Annotated in this window: 17 protein-coding genes; 8 read left to right on the plus strand and 9 right to left on the minus strand. The window is 61.8% G+C overall.

Features of this window, described 5'->3' with window-relative positions; genetic code table 11:
• Positions 1 to 6 precede the first annotated feature (6 nt).
• Together ACA047_RS24115 and ACA047_RS24120 are read left to right on the plus strand one after the other, a co-directional pair.
• Entirely contained in the window at positions 7 to 471 is a 465-nt protein-coding gene (locus ACA047_RS24115; RefSeq protein WP_497353655.1) for a multidrug transporter, read from the plus strand.
• A 36-nt stretch (positions 472 to 507) separates the two neighbouring features.
• Positions 508 to 1,332, plus strand: a complete 825-nt coding sequence (locus ACA047_RS24120) for an SDR family oxidoreductase (protein ID WP_497353657.1) — start codon at positions 508 to 510, stop codon at positions 1,330 to 1,332.
• A 133-nt stretch (positions 1,333 to 1,465) separates the two neighbouring features.
• Here ACA047_RS24120 and ACA047_RS24125 read toward each other — a convergent pair whose 3' ends face one another.
• From ACA047_RS24125 to ACA047_RS24140, 4 genes are read right to left on the minus strand one after another with little or no spacing between them, the layout of a single operon-like run.
• The gene (locus ACA047_RS24125) at positions 1,466 to 2,329 is read right to left on the minus strand and encodes an efflux RND transporter periplasmic adaptor subunit (RefSeq protein ID WP_497353659.1); all 864 of its coding nucleotides are present in this window, start codon (positions 2,327 to 2,329) and stop codon (positions 1,466 to 1,468) included.
• 10 nt (positions 2,330 to 2,339) lie between these two features.
• Positions 2,340 to 2,540, minus strand: coding sequence for a DUF1656 domain-containing protein (locus ACA047_RS24130; protein WP_024617598.1), 201 nt, complete (start codon positions 2,538 to 2,540; stop codon positions 2,340 to 2,342).
• A gap of 2 nt (positions 2,541 to 2,542) precedes the next feature.
• Positions 2,543 to 4,723, minus strand: coding sequence for an FUSC family protein (locus ACA047_RS24135; RefSeq protein ID WP_497360522.1), 2,181 nt, complete (start codon positions 4,721 to 4,723; stop codon positions 2,543 to 2,545).
• 2 nt (positions 4,724 to 4,725) lie between these two features.
• The gene (locus ACA047_RS24140) at positions 4,726 to 6,198 is read right to left on the minus strand and encodes an efflux transporter outer membrane subunit (RefSeq protein WP_497353661.1); all 1,473 of its coding nucleotides are present in this window, start codon (positions 6,196 to 6,198) and stop codon (positions 4,726 to 4,728) included.
• Positions 6,199 to 6,433: 235 nt separating this feature from the next.
• Between ACA047_RS24140 and ACA047_RS24145 the strand changes: the two genes are divergently transcribed.
• The gene (locus ACA047_RS24145) at positions 6,434 to 7,402 is read left to right on the plus strand and encodes a LysR family transcriptional regulator (protein WP_497353663.1); all 969 of its coding nucleotides are present in this window, start codon (positions 6,434 to 6,436) and stop codon (positions 7,400 to 7,402) included.
• A 27-nt stretch (positions 7,403 to 7,429) separates the two neighbouring features.
• On the opposite strand, the gene ACA047_RS24150 is transcribed toward ACA047_RS24145, so the two are convergent.
• Positions 7,430 to 7,687, minus strand: coding sequence for a hypothetical protein (locus ACA047_RS24150; RefSeq protein ID WP_497353665.1), 258 nt, complete (start codon positions 7,685 to 7,687; stop codon positions 7,430 to 7,432).
• Positions 7,688 to 7,924: 237 nt separating this feature from the next.
• On the opposite strand from ACA047_RS24150, the gene ACA047_RS24155 reads away from it, so the two are divergent.
• The 5 genes from ACA047_RS24155 (at position 7,925) to ACA047_RS24175 (ending at position 16,009) form a co-directional block, all read left to right on the plus strand.
• Complete coding sequence (locus tag ACA047_RS24155) at positions 7,925 to 9,082, plus strand: efflux RND transporter periplasmic adaptor subunit (protein WP_497353667.1); 1,158 nt, start codon at positions 7,925 to 7,927, stop codon at positions 9,080 to 9,082.
• Positions 9,079 to 12,192, plus strand: a complete 3,114-nt coding sequence (locus ACA047_RS24160) for a multidrug efflux RND transporter permease subunit (protein WP_497353669.1) — start codon at positions 9,079 to 9,081, stop codon at positions 12,190 to 12,192. Before ACA047_RS24155 ends, ACA047_RS24160 begins: the two co-directional genes overlap by 4 nt.
• 9 nt (positions 12,193 to 12,201) lie before the next feature.
• Entirely contained in the window at positions 12,202 to 12,876 is a 675-nt protein-coding gene (locus tag ACA047_RS24165; protein ID WP_497353671.1) for a heavy metal response regulator transcription factor, read from the plus strand.
• The gene (locus ACA047_RS24170) at positions 12,869 to 14,230 is read left to right on the plus strand and encodes a heavy metal sensor histidine kinase (RefSeq protein ID WP_497353673.1); all 1,362 of its coding nucleotides are present in this window, start codon (positions 12,869 to 12,871) and stop codon (positions 14,228 to 14,230) included. The genes ACA047_RS24165 and ACA047_RS24170 overlap by 8 nt, the downstream gene beginning before the upstream one ends.
• A 282-nt stretch (positions 14,231 to 14,512) precedes the next feature.
• A complete protein-coding gene (locus tag ACA047_RS24175; RefSeq protein WP_497353675.1) occupies positions 14,513 to 16,009 on the plus strand; it encodes a sensor domain-containing diguanylate cyclase in 1,497 nt (498 codons plus the stop codon).
• A 215-nt stretch (positions 16,010 to 16,224) separates the two neighbouring features.
• On the opposite strand, the gene lpxC is transcribed toward ACA047_RS24175, so the two are convergent.
• From lpxC to ACA047_RS24195, 4 genes are all read right to left on the minus strand, one after another.
• Positions 16,225 to 17,136 (minus strand): UDP-3-O-acyl-N-acetylglucosamine deacetylase, encoded by a 912-nt coding sequence (lpxC, locus tag ACA047_RS24180; protein ID WP_497353677.1) that lies wholly within the window; start codon positions 17,134 to 17,136, stop codon positions 16,225 to 16,227.
• Between the two features lie 112 nt (positions 17,137 to 17,248).
• Positions 17,249 to 18,442 carry a cell division protein FtsZ gene (gene ftsZ / locus ACA047_RS24185; RefSeq protein WP_497353679.1) on the minus strand — a complete coding sequence of 398 codons (1,194 nt, stop codon included), beginning with the start codon at positions 18,440 to 18,442 and terminating at the stop codon, positions 17,249 to 17,251.
• 99 nt (positions 18,443 to 18,541) lie between these two features.
• Entirely contained in the window at positions 18,542 to 19,801 is a 1,260-nt protein-coding gene (gene ftsA, locus ACA047_RS24190; RefSeq protein ID WP_186638354.1) for a cell division protein FtsA, read from the minus strand.
• A gap of 15 nt (positions 19,802 to 19,816) precedes the next feature.
• The gene (locus ACA047_RS24195; protein ID WP_497353682.1) at positions 19,817 to 20,683 is read right to left on the minus strand and encodes a cell division protein FtsQ/DivIB; all 867 of its coding nucleotides are present in this window, start codon (positions 20,681 to 20,683) and stop codon (positions 19,817 to 19,819) included.
• Between the last annotated feature and the right edge of the window lie 2 nt (positions 20,684 to 20,685).

A 20,685-nucleotide genomic window follows, 5' to 3' on the forward strand; every position in this document is an offset into this window, starting at 1 on the left:
TCAAACATGCTTATCGGCGTCTTGCTGGTCATCACCTGGCTCATCCTGCTGCTGCGCTACCCGGCGAAAGCGTTACCGGTGTCCCTGGCAGCCTTCGTCGGGCTAGGGCTGGTGGCCGCGTGGGTGATCTGGCAGGACAACCGCGAAGCCCGGCAATTGGCGCGTCTGGAACTGCGCCTCACCTACGCCCCCGCACACTGCCCCGCCGACCGCCCGCTGTTGCTGAACATGAACAACGGCAACGACGTGCCGCTGACCGAGCTGCGCTGGCGGATCGCGGCTTATGCGCCCGGCGATACCATCAACCTGGCCGACACCCCCTACGACGCACCGCGCTACCGTGGCCCTGGCGAATTACAGGCAGGCGCCGGCTGGCAAGACTGTCTGCCCCTGCCGCCACTGCGTCCCGGCTACCGTGCGCAAACCCTGGAGTTTCGTGCCGAGCGATTGCAGGGTAGTTTCTCCGACTGATCCCCTTCCCCACCTTTATGCATAAGGAATGCAACCATGCCCGTTGCGTTGATTACCGGATGTTCAAGCGGCATCGGCCGCGCCCTCGCCGATGCCTTCAAGGTCGCTGGTTATCAGGTCTGGGCCAGTGCGCGCAAAGTTGAGGATGTAGCCGTGCTCAGCGCTGCCGGGTTCACCGCTGTGCAACTGGACGTGAACGACGGCCAGGCCCTGGAACAGTTGAGCGAACGCATCAACCAGCAGCACGGTGGCCTCGATGTGCTGATCAACAATGCCGGTTATGGCGCCATGGGCCCGCTGCTGGACGGCGGCGTGCCGGCCATGCAGCGCCAGTTCGAAACCAACGTATTCGCCGTCGTCGGTGTGACCCGCGCGCTGTTCCCGGTTCTGCGCCGGGCCAGGGGGATTGTGGTGAACATCGGCAGCGTCTCCGGTGTGCTGGTCACGCCGTTTGCCGGCGCCTATTGCGCGTCGAAGGCGGCGGTGCATGCCTTGAGCGATGCGCTGCGCATGGAACTGGCACCGTTCGGCATCCGGGTGATGGAGGTCCAGCCCGGCGCCATTGCCTCCAGCTTCGCCAGCAATGCTGGCCAGGAAGCTGAACAGTTGCTCAACGAACAATCGCCCTGGTGGCCCTTGCGCGACGGCATACGCGCACGGGCCAAGGCGTCCCAGGACAACCCGACCCCGGCCAGCGAATTGGCCGTCGGGTTGCTCAAAGCCGTGCAACAACCCAGACCGCCCCGCCTGCTGCGCCTGGGCAACGGCAGCCGGGCACTGCCGTTGATGGCCGGGTGGCTGCCCAAAGGGTTGCTGGAGAAGGTATTGATGAGACGGTTCGGGCTGGGTCGGCCGCTTTAAACCCGGCCCTGATGCATCGCAGTGCCTGATTTCAGGGGCGGCTTCGCCACCCAGCGGGAGCAAGCTCCCTCGCCACAGGGGATTGGCGGTGAACATGAATCCTGCGGCCACCCCGACAAAAATGTGGGAGGCTTCAGCGTTCGCCTTGGGGCTCGACCACTACCGTGCAAGTCATCCCCGCCGCCAGCAGCACGTCGTCCGGCACTTCGTCGATGTGGATCCGTACCGGCACCCGCTGGGCCAGGCGAACCCAGTTGAAGGTCGGGTTCACGTCGGCGATCAATTCACGGCTTTCGGGGTTGTCGCGGTCGTAGATGCCGCGAGAGATGCTTTCCACGTGCCCCTTGAGCACCTCACCACTCATCAGTTGCAACTGTGCCGAATCGCCGACCCGGACCTTGGGCAATTTCGTCTCTTCGAAGAAGCCATAGACCCAGAACGAATTCATGTCCACCACGGCCATTTTCGCTTCGCCGATTCGCGCATAGTCACCACGGTGCACGTTGAGGTTGGTGACGTAGCCGTCCACCGCCGCGCGGACTTCGGTGCGCGAAAGGTTTAGCTCGGCCGCCTCCAATTGCCCTTGGGCGTGCTGGTAATCAGCCAGGGCCGAGTCGGCGATGTTGCTGGCGTCGTCGCGGTTTTCCCGCGAGATCACCAGGCTGTCCAGGTCGGCGCGTCGATGGGCGTTGACCTTGCGCATTTCCCAGGTGGCCTTGCGCGACGCCACCAGGGAGCGTGCCTGTTTGACCGCGATGCGGTAATGCTCGGGGTCGATGCGCATCAGCAGGTCGCCCTTTTTCACCAACTGGTTGTCGCGCACCGGCACCTCCACCACCTCACCGCTGACATCGGCAGCGACGTTGATGATGTCGGCCCGCACCCGGCCATCGCGGGTCCAGGGGGTGTTCATGTAATGAACCCACAGCGTACGGCCGATCCACAGCGCAAGGGCCAGCACCAACAGTGTTGCAAGCAGGCTGAAAAACTTTTTCATCGCATCGATCTCAACGGTAAACCGTCAGCGCCAGCGCGCCGAACAGGCAAGTAAACAGACTCAGGCGCAGCAGCGCGGGGTGCCAGAAGAAGCGGTACAGGTCCAACCCCGACAGAAAACGGTCCAGGGCCCAGGCCAAGGCGGCGGCGATGAAAAACATCAAAGTCATGGTGGGCATGTACACGCCATGAAAGGCGATCTCACGGGGCATGTTCAGGGTTCCTGGGACAACGGTGTGGCGTAGGCCGCCAATGGCGATTGCGGGTCCAGCAGCGAAGTGCGGATGAAATGCAGATAGCTTTTCACCCGACGCAGGGCCGAAGTGTCGAAATGCGGGGCGAAGGGTTCGTCGGTGGCTTGCACGCGGCTGATCGCGTGGTCCACCGCCACCAGGGCGCGTTCCAGATTGCTCTGGCCAGGCTGGCGGAACAGCCGCACCAGCGCCCGCCCCATCACGCGGATCGCCTGGCGCCACGGCTGGCTTTGGGCATAGGCCGGATGCACCGGCAAGATCGCCTGTTCCTTGCGCAACTCGATAATCGCGTGGCCGACCTCCAGCACCACGAACATCCAGCGCAGCAGATCCCGTTGCACCCGGGGCTGCCCCGCCGCCAGCCCATAGGCCTGATGCAGCAGGTCACGAGTACGACTCTCGAAGCCTGATGCCAAACCCTTGAGCCTGCCGCTGATGGCAAACACCACTTGCTCGCGCAGATCCTGTTCGAGCCGGCGCCATAACCAGCGGCTGTTGGGCGGCAGGATGATCGCCCCGGCGGCGGCGCACACCAGCATGCCGAGGATCATCGCAATGTAATCGTTGATGAACGCGTAAGGGTTGTAGACCGTGAGGTTATCCGGCACCGAGCCCGTGCAGAAAAAGATCAACAACCCCAACCCGACTCCGGCGTATTGCGGCCGCGAACTCAGAAATGAGCCCAGCATAATCACCGGCGCCAGCATCACGCAGAGCAAAGGAAAACCGTCGATCAGCGGGAAGATGAAAAACATCTCGACGAAGCCGATCAACGCCCCGAACAGCGTGCCGCACGCCATCTGGAACGCCATGCGCTTGGGGTTCGGCGTGGCGGCTGACAAACCCACCGTGGCGGCGGCGATCATCGTCATGGTCGCACCGCTCGGCCACGCCGTGGCGACCCAGTAGCTGCCCAGCACCAACAGGATGAAGGCCGCGCGAAACCCCGAAGCGGCGGCCGCCAACCCATTGGTCTGTGGCACGAATGGCTCGTCCCAGCGCTCCCGTTCGTGGCGATGATCGGCCAGGGACGCGTGGGTCAGGGCATAACCGTGCAGGTCGTCAACGAAGCGATAAAGCAGCTCGTAGGCGGTGTGGAAATCCAACTGCTGCGCATCACTCGGATGGGTGTCCTGGAACAGCGCCCGCAGCCGCCGCACCTGTGCCGGCAAATCAGCCTTGTAGCCAGCCAGCGCCGCCGCCAGACGCGCCGCATCGGCATCGGTCAGGGCCCGTGCGCTGAAACCGTCGAGCAATTCGGCCAACGTTTGCAAGCCCGGTTTGATGGCATTCACCACGTGATCTGCCGCGCCGCTGCGCAAGCGCTCGAGCAACTGGTGCAAGGCGTTGAAGCGCGTGGTGATGCCCATGAACTCGCTGTTCAAGCGACTGAGCCGGCCGTTGCGCCGACGCATGTGCGGGTCTTCGAACACGGTCACGCTGCGCAGGCTTTCCAGGCCCACCGCTTCGGCGATGAAACGCACGTTGCCGGCCTCGAACGCCTCCCGTTTGCTGCGCCCACGCAAACCATCGGTGACGAACAGGGCAAACACCCCAAAGCGCTGATACAAGGCGTTGCGCATGGCGGCGCTAGCGGTTTGCGGCAGGATCGCGGCGCTGACCAGGGTGGCGCAAACAATCCCCAGGGAAATTTCCAACACCCGCCAGACTGCCGCCATGAACGCCCCTTCCGGATGGGCCAGGGCCGGCAGGCCGATCATCGCCGCGGTGTAGCCGGCCAGCACGAAACCATAGGCCCGGAAGTTGCGATTACGCGCGGCTCCCGCCGAACAGATGCCGACCCAGATTGCCAGGCAACCGAGAAACAGTTCGGTGTTCTGAGCGAATAAGGCGATGAGCGCCACCATCACCGCCGAGCCGGCCAGGGTGCCGAGGAAGCGATAGAAACTCTTGGCGAACACCTGGCCGCTCTGGGGCTGCATGACGATGAACACAGTGATCATGGCCGTGCGCGGTTGCGGCAGTTCCAGGCGCATCGCCAGCCACAACGTCAGGAACGCGGCGAACAGGACTTTGAAGATATAGACCCAGGTCACCCCATCGCTGCGGGCCCAATCGAAAAAACCACGGCGCCATTCGAGGCGGTACAGCCAGCGTACCGGGGCGAGTAAAGACGTCATCGTCACGGTGTATGACCCAAGTCAGCGGTGTCGCTGCCGGCCTCCAACCCACCGCCCAACGCCGTCACCAGGTCGGCATGGGCGCTCAGGCGTGCAGCCTCGATCTGCTGCTGCACCTGTTGCTGCTTGAACAACAGGCTTTGGGCGTTGAGCACATTGAGGTAGTCGGTAAGCCCACGCTGGAACGCCACCATCGCAATGTCGTAAGTGCGCTGCGCGGCGGCCACCGACTCGGCGGCGAACGCCTGTTGCTTGTCCATCGATTCGCGGCGGATCAACTGATCGGAAATGCTCTTGAGAGCGTTCACCAGTGTCTGGTTGTAGCGCGCCACGGCGATGTCATAACCGGCTGCCGCCTCCCCCAACTGCGAGCGCAGGCGCCCACCGTCGAAAATCGGCAGCGAGATCGCCGGCCCAACGTTGTAGGTGAGTTTTTTGCCGGTCAAAAACGACAGCGCCCCGCCGCCAGTGGCCATGTAGCCCAGACTGCCCACCAGATCGACGTTGGGATAAAAACCGGCCCGAGCCACATCAATGCCCCGGGCCTGGGCCGCCACTTGCCAGCGACCGGCAACCACATCCGGACGCTGGCCCAGCAGTTCGGCGGGCAACGTCGACGGCAATTTCAAGGGTGCGCCAAGCGTCAGCGTTGGCCGTTGCAAACCCGCCCCCTCTCCTGGCCCCTTGCCCGCCAGTGCCGCCAACTGATTGCGGCTCAAGGCAATGGCTTCGTCGAGGGCGTCAAGTTGACGATGGGTCTCGGGCAGCGGCGCCTGGGCCTGGCTGACTTCGAAATGGGTGCCGATGCCGCCATCCAGGCGTTTTTGCGCCAGGTCGAGAATCTGCTCTTGTTGCTGGAGGGTTGCCACAACGATGTCGCGCTGGGCGTAGTGCAACGAAAACTGTATGTAGGCGCGCACGATGTTGTTCTGCAACTCCAGTTGCGCCTGTCGCGCTTCAGCCACGCTGACGTGCGCCAGATCGACCGCCTGCTCGCTGGCGTTTCGCTCACGCCCCCACAAGTCCAAGGCATAGCTCAAGCCCAAAGCGGCATTGTTGTCCCAGGTGGTGGTGTCGGCCAGCTCGCCGGGGCCGTAAAACTGATCGGTGGGCCAGTGGTGGCGCTTGAGGGTCGCCTGGCCGTTGATCTGCAGTGATTCGGCGGCCTCGGCAACACCGGCCATAGCCTTGGCCTGCCGCACCCGGGCGGCGGCCATGGCCAGGCTCGGGCTGCCTTGCACGGCCAGGTCGATCCAGCGATCCAGCTGCGGGTCGCCATAGTCGCTCCACCATTGGCGGGCGGGCCAGTGGGCGTCGCGAGCGGCTTCACGGATCGCTTCATCGGTGGCCAGTTGATTGGCCGACAATGCCTCGCCTTGTGGCGCAATCCCTCCCGTCCCGATGCAACCGCTGATGGTTAACGTTAAAACCCAAACACTGAGAGTCTTCAGCTCTCTGCTGATGCAACGCGGCACTTGCGCAAAATTCCTAGGAGAGAAAAACGAATCCTGTGGACGCTCCCACAGGTTCTGCGCCAGACAGCCGGGCAAACTGGGGCCACATTGGCGGCAATTCTAGGCACCGCACAGAACGGCGATAAGCCGGGCTTTCTGTGAATCTTTGTTACCGTTAACGCGATAATCCATTAGTCGGGGTCCCGTAGCGTCGTAACTTCGTGTCACAATTTGCCACCTCCCAAGAGAGCCCCCCATGGACACTTTGCAAAACATGCGCGCGTTCAGCTGTGTTGCCGAAGCTGGCAGTTTCACCGCCGCCGCCGTGCAACTGGACACTACGACAGCCAACGTTTCGCGTGCGGTTTCCAACCTGGAAGCCCATCTGCAAACCCGCCTGCTCAACCGCACCACCCGCCGCATTGCCCTGACCGAAGCCGGCAAACGCTATCTGCTGCGCTGCGAGCAGATCCTGGCTTACGTCGAAGAGGCCGAAGCCGAGGCCAGTGACGCCCATGCACGCCCTGCCGGGCAGTTGAAGGTCCATACCATGACCGGCATCGGCCAGCATTTCGTGATCGACGCCATCGCGCGTTATCGCAAGACCCATCCGGACGTCACCTTCGACCTGACCTTGGCCAACCGTGTGCCGGACATCCTGGACGAGGGTTACGATGTCTCCATCGTGCTGGCCAGCGAATTGCCGGATTCGGGTTTCGTCTCCCAACGCCTGGGGATCACCTACAGCATCGTCTGCGCGTCACCTGCCTACGTGAAAGCCAGCGGCTGCCCGCAAAAACCCAGCGACCTGCTCAACCACGCCTGCCTGCGCCTGGTCAGCCCGGTGATTCCGCTGGAGAAGTGGGTATTTGACGGCCCGGAAGGCCAGGAAATGGTCACCGTCAGCCACTCACCATTTCTGGTGAATTCCGCCGATGCCATGAAAACCGCAATCACCAGCGGCATGGGGGTGGGTGTATTACCGGTATACGCCGCCATTGAAGGCCTGCGCAACGGCACGCTGGTACGGGTCATGCCCAACTACCGTTCCCAAGAGCTGAACCTCTATGCCATCTACCCGTCGCGCCAATACCTGGATGCCAAGATCAAGACCTGGGTCGAGTACCTGCGAGGCTCGTTGCCGGAAATCCTGGCGGCGCACCAGGCCGAGCTGACGGCTTATGAATTGAGTGGCAGTCTGACGGGCGCACGGGCCGCGAGCTGAAGTCGTCCCGTGCTCCAAAAATGATTTTCAGCGCTTGCCCATCGAACGACGCGTGCCGGGAGGCGCTGCACCCGGGGTCTTGGTATGACCGTTCTTCGCGCCGTTCTTGTACCACGGCTGTTGCCCGGCACCTTTGGCCGTGGCCAATTCACCGGGTTTGAACGGGAATTTGAAGGCCGGGATCGCCGCGTTGATGTTCTCGTCGCTGGAAACATCGCTGTCGGGCAGGTCGGCCTGTTCGCCGTTCGGGCGTTCGTCCACGGGCGAAGGTGTCGGGGAAGTCATGTAAAGCTCCGGGTAATGCTTGCACGTCGGGCCCGGTGAGCGAGCCGCGAAAGGCGGCAGTATACCTGCCCGATGCCGGGGTGCACGGGGCAGATTCGCTGAGCGTCACCGCTCGTCTGACCGTAAATCGGGACAAAACTGACAAGCCTGTCAGTTAGGCGTCACCTTCCTGACCGCCTCGCAACGCTATATAAGAAAGCTAGAAATCCCTCTGTCCTGAACCGGCTTTCCACATCCATGCACATCCAGAAAAAAACCGTCCTGCTCGTCGCGCTCCTGGTCACCCTGGCGGCCCTTGCCCTCTGGTATGTCATGAAGCCTGTCACCGCCAAATCCAGTGCCCCCGCCGCCGTTCCGGTACGAGTCGTCAGCGTGGTGCAAAAGGATGTGCCGCGCTTTGCCAGCGGCATCGGCACGGTGCTGTCACTGCACAGCGTGGTGATTCGCACGCAAGTCGACGGCATTCTCACCAAGCTGCTGGTCAAGGAAGGGCAACGGGTCAAAAAGGGCGACCTGCTGGCGACCATCGACGACCGTTCGATCCGCGCCAGTCTCGACGAGGCCCGCGCCAGTCTCGGCGAGAGCCGGGCAAAACTGGCGGGGGCCCAGGTCGATCTCAAGCGCTACAAATTGCTGAGTGTCGACGACGGCGTGTCGAAGCAGACCTATGACCAGCAACAGGCACAGGTCAATGAACTCAAGGCAACAGCCGAGGGCAATCAGGCGTCTATCGACTCGTCCCAAGTGCAGTTGTCCTACACCCAGATCCGCTCTCCGGTGACCGGTCGCGTCGGCATACGCAATGTGGATGAAGGCAATTTACTGCGAACCAGCGACACCGATGGCCTGTTCACCGTGACCCAGATCGACCCGATCGCGGTGGAATTTTCCCTGCCCCAGCAAATGCTGCCTACCTTGCAACGGTTGATCGCCGCACCCGAGCAAGCCTTGGTCAAGGCCTACATCGGCACCGATGGCACCACGGGGCAATTGCTCGGCGAGGGGCGGTTGAGCCTCATCGACAACCAGATCAACACCAACACCGGAACCCTGCGGGCCAAGGCTGAATTCAGCAATGCCGCGCAACGGCTGTGGCCAGGGCAGTTGGTGACGCTGAAAATCCAGACTGCCATCGACAAGGACGCGCTGGTGGTTCCGCCGACCGTGGTCCAGCGCGGGCTGGAGCAACACTTCGTGTACCGGGTCAAGGGCGACAAGGTAGAAAGCGTGCCAGTGGAAATGGTTTATCAGGACAGCGACATGCACATCATCAAGGGTGTGAACGCCGGTGATCAACTGGTGAGCGACGGCCAGTCACGGCTCAAGCCGGGGGCTACCGTCCAGGTGCTCAGTGATCCACCGGCCATGGCCAAGACCACGGAACCACAGCCATGAAGGGCCACGGCTCGGTTTCGGCGTGGTGCATCGACCATCCCATCGCCACGATACTGTTGACGTTTGCCTTGGTGCTGCTGGGGGTGATCGCCTTTCCTCGCCTTCCCATCGCGCCGTTGCCGGAGGCGGAGTTCCCGACGATCCAGGTCAACGCCCAACTTCCCGGCGCCAGCCCCGAGACCATGGCTTCGTCGGTGGCGACCCCGCTGGAGGTGCAATTCAGCGCCATCCCCGGCGTCACCCAAATGACCTCCAGCAGCGCCTTGGGCTCGACCAACCTGACCCTGCAGTTCAGCCTCGACAAAAGCATCGACACCGCCGCCCAGGAAGTACAGGCGGCTATCAACACCGCCTCCGGCAAACTACCCGATGACATGCCGAACCTGCCCACCTGGCGCAAGGTCAACCCGGCCGACAGCCCGGTGCTGATCCTCAGCATCAGCTCCACGCTGATGCCGGGTACCGAACTGAGCGACTACGTTGAAACCCTGTTGTCCCGTCAGATCAGCCAGATCGACGGCGTAGGCCAGGTCAACATTACCGGCCAGCAGCGGCCGGCGATCCGGGTCCAGGCCTCGGCTGACCGGCTCGCCGCCATCGGACTGACCCTGGCTGACCTTCGCGGGACGCTTCAGGACGCCAGCCTCAATCTGGCCAAAGGTGCACTGTACGGCGAGTCGAGTATTTCCACCCTGTCCACCAACGACCAACTGTTCCGGCCTGAGGATTACCGTGAGCTGATCGTGTCCTACAAGGACGGGGCACCGGTTCATCTCAAAGACGTCGCCAAAGTCGTCAACGGTTCGGAAAACGCCTACGTCCAGGCCTGGTCCGACGACGAGCCGGGGGTCAACCTGGTGATCTTCCGTCAACCGGGGGCGAACATCGTCGAAACCGTTGACCGTATCCAGGCAGCCTTGCCCACCCTGCAAGCCATGCTGCCCGCCTCGGTACAGGTCAAAGTGCTGATCGACCGCACCCAGACCATCCGCGCCTCGCTGCATGAGGTGGAAATCACCTTGCTGATCGCGGTGCTGCTGGTGGTGGCGGTGATGGCGCTGTTCCTGCGCCAGCTCTCGGCGACGCTGATTGTCTCGGCAGTGCTGGGGGTGTCGCTGACCGCCAGTTGTGCGCTGATGTACGTGATGGGCTTTAGCCTGAACAACCTGACCCTGGTGGCCATCGTCATCTCGGTGGGGTTCGTGGTGGACGATGCGATTGTGGTGGTGGAAAACATCCACCGGCACCTGGAGGCCGGTGACAGCATGCGTGAGGCGGCGATCAAGGGCGCCGGCGAAATCGGTTTTACCGTGGTCTCCATCAGCTTCTCGCTGGTGGCGGCGTTTATTCCGTTGCTGTTCATGGGCGGCGTGGTTGGGCGTCTGTTCAAGGAATTTGCCCTGACCGCCACCTCGACCATCCTGATTTCGGTGGTGGTGTCCCTGACCCTGGCGCCGACCCTGGCCGCGTTGTTCATGCGTGCCCCGGTACATCATGCCCACAGCCAGCCAGGTTTCGGCGAACGCCTGCTGGGCTGGTATGAACGGGGCCTGCGTCGGGCCCTGGCCCATCAGAAGCTGATGATCGGCGTGTTCGGCCTGACCCTGGCGCTGGCAGTGGTGGGCTACGTGTTCATCCCCAAGGGGTTCTTCCCGGTACAGGACACCGGCCTGGTGCTGGGCACCAGCGAAGCCGCCGCCGACGTGTCATTCCCGGACATGGTGGCCAAACACAAGGCCCTGGCCGAAATCGTCGCCGCCGACCCGGCGGTACAGACCTTCGCCCACTTCGTCGGCGTCTCGGGCAGCAACCAGACCATCGCCAACGGCCGCTTCTGGATCGCCCTCAAACCCCGAGGCGAGCGTGATGTGTCGGCCAGCGGCTTCATCGACCGTATTCGCCCCAAACTGCTGAAAATCCCCGGAGTGATGCTGTACTTGAGGGCCGGACAGGACATCAACCTCAGCTCCGGCCCCAGCCGCGCCCAGTACCAGTACGTGCTCAAGAGCAACGACGGGCCGACCCTCAACATCTGGACGCAAAAACTCACCGACAAACTGCGCACCAACCCGGCATTCCGCGACATCTCCAACGACCTGCAACTGGGCGGCAGCATCACCCACATCAACATCGACCGCAGCGCGGCGGGGCGTTTTGGCCTTACCGCCAGTGATGTGGACCAAGCCTTGTACGACGCCTTCGGCCAGCGGCAGATCAACGAATTCCAGACCGAGACCAACCAGTACAACGTGATTCTGGAACTCGACACGCAACAACGCGGCAAGGCCGAGAGCCTGGCGTATTTCTACCTGCGCTCGCCACTGAGCGGGGAGATGGTGCCGCTCTCGGCCCTCGCCCGCTTCGACGCCCCAAGCAACGGCCCGTTGTCCATTGCCCACGACGGCATGTTCCCGGCCGCCAACCTGTCGTTCAACCTGGCGCCCGGCGTGGCACTGGGGGATGCGGTGCGCATGCTCGACCAGACAAAGAACGAGATCGGCATGCCGACCGCCATCACCGGTAACTTCCAGGGCGCAGCCCAGGCGTTCCAGAGTTCACTGGCCAGCCAGCCATGGCTGATCCTCGCCGCGCTGGTGGCCGTGTACATCATCCTCGGCGTGCTCTACGAGAGCTTCGTGCATCCGTTGACCATCATTTCCACCCTGCCCTCGGCCGGCCTTGGCGCGCTGATCATGCTCTGGCTGTTGGGCCAGGACTTTTCGATCATGGCGTTGATCGGGCTGGTACTGCTGATCGGGATCGTCAAGAAGAACGGCATCCTGATGATCGACTTCGCCCTCGACGCCCAGCGCAAGGGTGGACTGGCGCCGCAGGAAGCGATTTTCCAGGCGTGCCTGACCCGATTCCGTCCGATCATGATGACCACCCTGGCCGCCCTGCTCGGTGCCCTGCCGCTGATGCTCGGCTATGGCCCCGGCGCGGAGTTGCGCCAGCCGTTAGGCATTGCGGTGGTCGGCGGCCTGCTGGTGAGCCAGGCGCTGACGCTGTTCACCACACCGGTCATATACTTGTGGCTCGAGCGACTGTTCCATCGGCCTCGGCCAGCGCCGACGACGGCGCTGGCGAGCACAGCAAGCACAGACCACTGAGGCGGGGCCATGCGCGTTCTGATCATCGAAGACGAAGAAAAAACCGCGGACTACCTGCATCGCGGCCTGACCGAACAGGGTTACACCGTGGATGTGGCGCCAGACGGCGTCGAGGGGCTGCACCTGGCCCTGGAAAGCGATTACGCGGTGATCGTGCTCGACGTGATGCTGCCGGGCCTGGACGGCTTCGGCGTGCTGCGGGCCTTGCGGGCCCGCAAGCAGACACCGGTGATCATGCTCACCGCCCGTGAGCGGGTCGAAGACCGCATCAAGGGCCTGCGCGACGGCGCCGACGATTACCTGGGCAAGCCATTCTCATTCCTCGAACTGGTGGCCCGCCTGCAAGCCCTGACCCGCCGCAGCGGCGGCCATGAACCGGTGCAAGTGAGCATCGCCGACCTGTGGATCGACCTGATCAGCCGCAAGGCCACCCGCGCCGGCCAACGCCTGGACCTGACGGCCAAGGAGTTCTCACTGCTCAGCGTCCTGGCCCGTCGCCAGGGCGAAATCCTCTCGAAAACCGCCATCGCCGAAATGGTCTGGGACATCAACTTCGACAGCGACGCCAACGTGGTGGAAGTCGCGATCAAACGCCTGCGGGCCAAGCTTGACGGGCCGTTCGAACAAAAGCTGCTGCACACGATTCGTGGGATGGGGTATGTGCTCGAGAGCCGCCATGAGTAACAGCATCGCCTTGCGCCTGAGCAGCATGTTCACGCTGGTGGCGGCGCTGGTGTTCCTGTTGATCGGTGGTGCCTTGTATCAGCAGGTCGCAGAAGGCCTGGGCCTGCTGCCAGAGGCCGAACTCGATGCACGCTACAGTGTGCTCGAATCCACGGTGGGCCGTTACGGCACGCCCGAGCATTGGGTGAAGATCAACAACAAATTGCGATTGCTGGGCGAAGAAGACAAACGCATCCACTTCTGGATTGTCAGCGGCGATCCGAATTTTGAATATGGCAATCCCGATCCGCAGATCCGCGCCTTTGCCGAAGGGCCGCTGGGTAAACGCGACCTGACCTTGCCCCATCGGCACTACCCGATGAAAGTGCTGGTAAGCCAGTTCCCGGCCAAGGACCAACGCCCGCCGCTACGCTTCATGATCGGCATCGATACCCAGACCTTCTATCAGACCCAGCATCGTCTGCTGGTGGCGCTGGTGAGCCTGGCGATTGTCGGTGTGCTGCTGGCTTCATTGCTGGGCTACTGGGTCGCGCACATCGGCCTCAAGCCATTGATCAAACTGTCCGATGAAGCCCGGCGCCTGACCCCTCCCCGGCTGTCCGGGCGCTTGCAGCTGTCACCGTTACCGCCGGAGCTCAGTCAATTCGTCAGTTCCTTCAACGCCACCCTCGACCGGGTCGAACAGGCGTACTCAAGACTGGAGTCGTTCAACGCCGATGTCGCCCATGAGCTGCGCTCGCCACTGACCAACCTGATTGGCCAGACCCAGGTGGCGCTGACCCGTGGGCGTTCGGCCGAACATTATTTCGAAGTGCTGCAATCGAACCTCGAAGAGCTGGAGCGGTTGCGCTCGATCATCAACGACATGCTGTTTCTGGCCAGCGCAGACCAGGGCAGCAAGGCCACCAAACTGACCAGCACCTCACTGGCCGCCGAAGTGGCAACCACCCTCGACTACCTGGACTTCATCCTGGAAGACGCCCAGGTCCAGGTCCGGGTCAGCGGCGACGCCCAGGCCAACATAGAGATCGCCCACCTGCGCCGGGCGCTGATCAACCTGCTGAGCAACGCCGTGCAACACACCGCGCCAGGGCAGGTGATCGAGGTGCGCATCGAAGCCCTTGGCGACCAGATCACCCTCGGCGTCACCAACCCCGGTGAGCCCATCGCCGGCGAACACCTGCCACGCCTGTTCGAACGCTTTTATCGGGTCGATGCCTCCCGCAGCAACAGCGGCGCCAATCACGGGTTGGGGCTGGCCATCGTCAAGGCGATTGCGCTGATGCACGGCGGAGACGTGTTCGTACGCAGCGACCGGGGCGTGAATACGTTCGGAATCCGCTTGCCGGCTTGAAATAAGCCGCAATGTGGATTGCCCAATTTCAGTGTCCCAAGCACAATCCAGCAAAAAGCCAGCATTTGGATCGGGCACGACACAAATTCCGTGAAAGCGAGCCTGCTCCGCGCCCATGAGCGTTTGGCCAATTGTTCCTAAACTGGAATGAAGACTGACCATCTGGACTGATCTTTTCTTGTCCGGAATTAAACATACGCGACCGGTACGAGCAGCCTCGTTCTCAGTGCCCAGCGTCTATGGGACGGATCCCAGCCACATAACAACGCAGACATCGGAACCATGAGCGCGAGCAGTGCGACACCCGGCAACACCCCGCCTTCGATACGTTCGGAACGGGTACTTGTACTTGCCAGCTCGCTGGTTGTCATTGCCATCCTGAGTATCGTGACCTTCCTGCTGATCCGTGAACACGCCAGTGCCCAACGGGCAGCGACACGTGCAGCCACCAATATCGTGCAGTTGATTGATGCCGACGTACTGCGCAACGTCGAACTCTACGATCTGTCGCTGCAAGGCCTGATCGCCGCTGCAAAACGCGACGATCTGAAGGATATTTCACCGCCAATCCGCCATCTGGCCCTGTTCGACCGCGCCACCGCCGCGCCCTATAAAGGCGACATACTGCTGCTCGACACCCGTGGCGATGTGATTGCTGACTCCGCCTCGATCGAGCCGCGCAAAGGCAATTATGCCGATCGTGAATATTTCCAGTCCCATGTCCAGGACCCAAGCCTGAGCATGATGATCAGCCGCCCGTTCCGATCCAGGAGCGTCGCACAGGACTGGCGCATTAGTTTCAGCTATCGGATAAGCGACGAACGGGGCGAATTCTTGGGTGTAGCTGAAGCAGCGATGCGCTTGAACTACTTCAACCAACTGTTCAAAAGCCTGAACATCGGCCATGGCGGTACGGTCAACCTGGTCAGCAGCGACGGTATTCTGTTGGCACAGGAGCCGCCCCTGGCCGAAGACCTGACCGGCAAGGATTTCAGTAACCGGCCAAACTTCATTCGCATTCTGCGCGAAGGCAACGGCAGTTTCACCAGCGTGTCCAGCATGGATCAAAAGCTTCGCCTATACACCTTCTCCCAGGTGGGCGACTTGCCGTTGATCGTCGTGGTGGCGCTCTCCGCCCAGGAAGTTTTTGCTTCGTGGCAGCGCACTGCGCTGCTGGTCAGCGGCGCTACGGGCGCACTGTGCATCGGCTTGCTCTGGCTCACCTGGCTGCTGCGCAGCGAACTGAGGCGCCGACACGCCGCTGAGCGGGAACTGGCCCAACGGGCATCCATTGACTCGCTGACGGGCCTGGCCAACCGACGAACCCTGGACGAAACGCTGCAACAGGAATGGCTGCGCGCCCAGCGTTCGGGCCAACCGCTGTCACTCATGATGATCGATGCCGATCACTTCAAGGCGTTCAATGACCGCCTTGGCCATCAACGCGGTGACGAGGCCCTGCAAACCTTGGCGCAGTTGATCAGCCGGCATGTCCGTCGCCCCGCCGACCTGGCGGCACGCTACGGAGGTGAGGAGTTCTCGGTAGTGCTGCCAGAGACCACCACCGCCGGAGCATTCACCATGGCCCAAAATATTCGCGAGGCAGTGGAACAATTGCCGCCCGCCATCCCCGGTGATGCACCCATGACTGTCAGTATTGGCATAGCCACTTGGGCCCACGGGCCCTATAGCGAACTCGAACAACTCATGTTCGCCGCCGACAAGGCGCTGTACCAGGCCAAGGCCAGTGGGCGCAATCGCGTGGTTTGCGCGATGTAACGTTCCCCGCCCCTGTGGCTGATGCTGCTCACTTAAGACTGTGAATCTTCAGTGCTGACCGACTTAGGGTATAGGTGTGTATATCCGTTGCTGCGGTAACGGATATGTCCCCCAACCCAGCCCCAAAAAACCCTGTGGCTACCAACTTCCCAAGAAGCAGCCATAAAAAAAGGCCACCCGAAGGCAGCCCTTAAAAAACTAGAGAGGTTTTTTGCTTACACCGCCGCAACAGGGCGCATGTAAGAGATTGGTGCGGTACTGGCGTCTTCGAACGTCACGACTTCCCAAGCATCTTTCTGCTCAATCAACTTGCGCAGCAGCTGGTTGTTCAGTGCGTGGCCGGACTTGAAGCCCCTGAACTCACCAATCAGGCTATTGCCCAGCAGGTAGAGGTCGCCGATTGCATCGAGGATTTTGTGCTTGACGAATTCGTCTTCATAACGAAGGCCGTCTTCGTTCAATACACCATCGGAATCGACCACGATCGCGTTTTCAACACTGCCGCCGAGTGCGAGGTTGTGCTTGCGCAGGTACTCGATGTCACTCATGAAACCAAAGGTACGGGCGCGGCTGACTTCTTTAACGAACGAAGTGCTGGAAAAATCCACGCTTGCACTCTGGGTACGGTCACGGAAAACCGGGTGATCGAAATCGATCTCGAAGCTCACCTTGAAACCTTCGAAAGGGACGAAAGTGGCGCGCTTGTCGCCATCTTCCACTGTCACTTCCCGCAGGATGCGGATGAACTTCTTGGCCGCGTCCTGCTCTTCCAGGCCAGCCGATTGAATCAGGAATACGAAGGGTCCGGCACTGCCATCCATGATCGGGACTTCGGACGCGGAGAGCTCGACGTAGGCGTTATCGATGCCCAGGCCAGCCATGGCCGAGAGCAAATGCTCCACCGTGTCCACTTTGGTGTCACCGTTGACCAGTGTGGTCGACATAGTGGTTTCACCAACGTTTTCCGCGCGAGCAGGAATCTGCACCACAGGGTCGAGGTCGGCACGACAAAACACAATGCCGGTATCGATAGGCGCGGGCTTGAGGGTCAGGTAGACCTTCTCGCCGGAGTGCAAGCCTACACCTGTGGCACGGATAATATTCTTCAGGGTGCGTTGTTTAATCATGGCATGGGCCGCTTCAGCGCAAATTGCGAACTGGTATCAACAAAGGCTGGCGATGATAGCAGACCAGACCTTTGCTGAACACCAATCACCCGTATCCCCCTGATACATTTCATCAATCGGCCTGACGACGCAGGAATGCCGGGATGTCCAGGTAATCCAGATCGTCTTGCGGATTCATCTTCGCGGCAGTCGCAGCACCGGCCTGAGCCTGGTTGCGCATGACGGTCGGACGGTCCAGGTCACGGTAGTTCACCGCAGGCTGTTCCTGACGAGCGGAGGCTTGCTGCTGTGGCTGCGATGCCATGGTGGTTTGAACGGTGTTATCGATCACCTTCATCGGCTTCTCGATTTTCGCGCCCAGACCGGTGGCAACCACGGTCACGTGCAGCTCGTCACGCATGTCCGGATCGATCACGGTGCCGACCTTGACCATAGCGTGGTCGGAAGCGAACGCTTCGATGATGCTACCCACGTCGGAGTACTCGCCCAGGGACAGGTCGGGACCGGCGGTGATGTTCACCAGGATGCCGCGAGCGCCCTGCAGGTTGACGTCTTCGAGCAACGGGTTGCGGATGGCCGCTTCGGTGGCTTCGCGAGCACGGTTCGGACCGCTGGCGCAGCCAGTGCCCATCATCGCCATGCCCATTTCGGACATCACGGTGCGTACGTCGGCAAAGTCGACGTTGATCATGCCAGGACGCTTGATGATGTCAGAGATACCGCGAACGGCACCGGCCAGTACGTCATCGGCCTTGGCGAAAGCCGACAAGAGGCTGGCGTCTTTACCAAGGATGGTCAGCAGCTTCTCGTTGGGGATGGTGATCAACGAGTCGACGCTTTCGCTCAGCGCGCGGATGCCTTCATCGGCGATCTGCATGCGCTTGCGGCCTTCGAACGGGAACGGACGGGTCACCACCGCAACGGTGAGGATGCCCATTTCCTTGGCCACTTCGGCAATGATCGGCGCAGCACCGGTACCGGTACCGCCGCCCATGCCAGTGGTGATGAACACCATGTTGGTGCCGGCCAGGACTTCAGCAATGCGCTCGCGGTCTTCCAGGGCAGCCTGACGGCCAACCTCGGGATTCGCGCCGGCACCCAGACCCTTGGTCACACCAGTACCCAGTTGAAGAATGGTCCGCGCGCCAATGTTTTTCAGCGCTTGAGCATCGGTGTTGGCGCAGATGAATTCGACGCCTTCGATGTTGCTCTTGACCATGTGGTTGACAGCGTTGCCGCCGCCACCGCCGACACCGATTACTTTAATAACCGGGCTAGCGGGGATGTTGTCTACGAGTTCGAACATTTTCCCTCTCCTTTCATTCTCTAGTTTTTTCGCCTACTGCGTTTGTTGCGTCTTCCGGCGCCAAGCCTGAGCTTGCCGCTTGAAGCTTGAAACTTGCTGCTAAAAATTACCCTTGACCCAAGCCTGGAGCCGCTCGAAAAGCGGCGCCTTCGGCTCGTCGGTGCTGTAGCTGTCGCGGCTGCCTATCCCTGAGAACGAGATCCCGTCGGACTGCTTCTGCAGGCCGTACATCAACAGGCCCACGCCAGTGGAATAAATCGGGTTGCGGACCACGTCATCCAGGCCCTTGACGCCATGAGGCACGCCCAGGCGCACCGGCATGTGGAAAATTTCTTCGGCCAGTTCGACCGCGCCTTCCATCTTCGAAGTACCGCCGGTCAGCACGATGCCGGCCGGGATCAGGTCTTCGTAGCCGCTGCGACGCAGCTCGGCCTGGATCAGCGTGAACAGCTCGTCATAACGCGGCTCGACCACTTCGGCCAAAGCCTGGCGGGACAGCTCGCGCGGAGGACGGTCGCCGACGCTTGGCACCTTGATGGTTTCACCGGCACCGGCCAGTTTGGCCAGGGCACAGGCGTAGCGAATCTTGATTTCCTCGGCGTACTGGGTCGGGGTACGCAACGCCATGGCGATGTCGTTGGTCACCTGGTCACCGGCAATCGGGATCACCGCCGTATGGCGGATGGCGCCTTCGGTGAAGATCGCGATGTCGGTGGTGCCGCCGCCGATGTCCACCAGGCACACGCCCAGCTCTTTCTCGTCGTCGGTCAGCACCGAATAGGCCGAGGCCAGTTGTTCGAGGATGATGTCGTCGATTTCCAGGCCACAGCGGCGCACGCATTTTTCGATGTTCTGAGCGGCGTTCACCGCACAGGTGACCACGTGGACCTTGGCTTCCAGACGCACGCCGGACATGCCCAAAGGCTCACGCACGCCTTCCTGGTTATCAATCACGTAATCCTGCGGCAGGGTGTGCAGCACACGTTGGTCGGCCGGGATCGCCACGGCCTGGGCCGCGTCGAGCACGCGCTCGAGGTCGGCGGAGCTGACTTCGCGATCACGAATCGCCACGATGCCGTGGGAGTTCAGGCTGCGGATGTGATTGCCCGCCACACCAACGAACGCCGAGTGGATCCGGCAACCGGCCATCAGCTGCGCTTCTTCGATGGCGCGCTGGATCGATTGCACGGTGGACTCGATGTTCACCACCACGCCTTTTTTCAAGCCACGGGACGGATGAGTACCGATCCCGACGATGACCAGCGTGCCGTCGTCCGCGACCTCACCTACCAGCGCTACCACCTTGGAAGTGCCGATATCCAGACCGACGATCATTTTTCCGCTTTGCACGTTTGCCATGGGTCCTGCCTCTTCTTAATTCTTCGCGACGGCGGGTTCGGCCGTCGTGGGCGCTACAGGTTCCCGCCAGCCAACAGCCAGGCCGTTGGCGTAGCGCAGATCGATGCGCGCAATGTTCGTAATCTTTTCTTTGAGCGTCTTGTCATAGATGGCAATGAAACGGCGCATCTTTTCCACCAGGTTGCCGCGACCGAGCAACAGCTCGATGCCCGGGCCCGAGCTACCCGCGCCAGTGGTCAGAAACCAGCTGCCGCGCTCACGCAATTCCAGGCGCGCGATGGAGAAGCCCAGTGGCCGCAACATCTGACTCAACACCTGGTATTGCTGCATCACTTGCTGCTGGGCCCGCTGAGGACCGAACAGTTGTGGCAAATGTTCATAGTTGGCCAGTTCCCGCGGCGTGAACGCCTGGCCCTGGTTGTTCAACAGCGACTCGTCGCCCCAACGGGCCACCGGCAGTTGCTCTTCCAGGCGGATCGACACCTGGTCAGGCCAGACCCGCCGGACTTCGGCATGGGCGATCCAGGGCATCTGCTCCAGCTCCGTGCGCATGCCCGCCAGGTCGATGGTGAAGAAGCTCGACCCCACGAATGGGGCAATCCGCTGCTGCACCGCTTGCTGGCTGATGTAGCTCAAGTCGCCCTGGACGTTGATCCGGGCGATCGGCCGGTCGGCGTAAGGCAGCAAGCGCTGGGCGCCTTCATACGTACCGAACCCCAACACCACCAGCAGCACCGGCCAGAACAGGCTTTTGAGAAAACCAAAATTGGCTTTCGGCAGGCGCGCCGACATCGGCTCTTTGGCCACCATTCGGCTGGCACCCCGCGGCACCGGCTTGCGACCGGGTGCGGATGGCTGATGACGAAGCGATGCGCCTTGCATGG

Source organism: Pseudomonas sp. LBUM1664 (genome assembly GCF_059695895.1).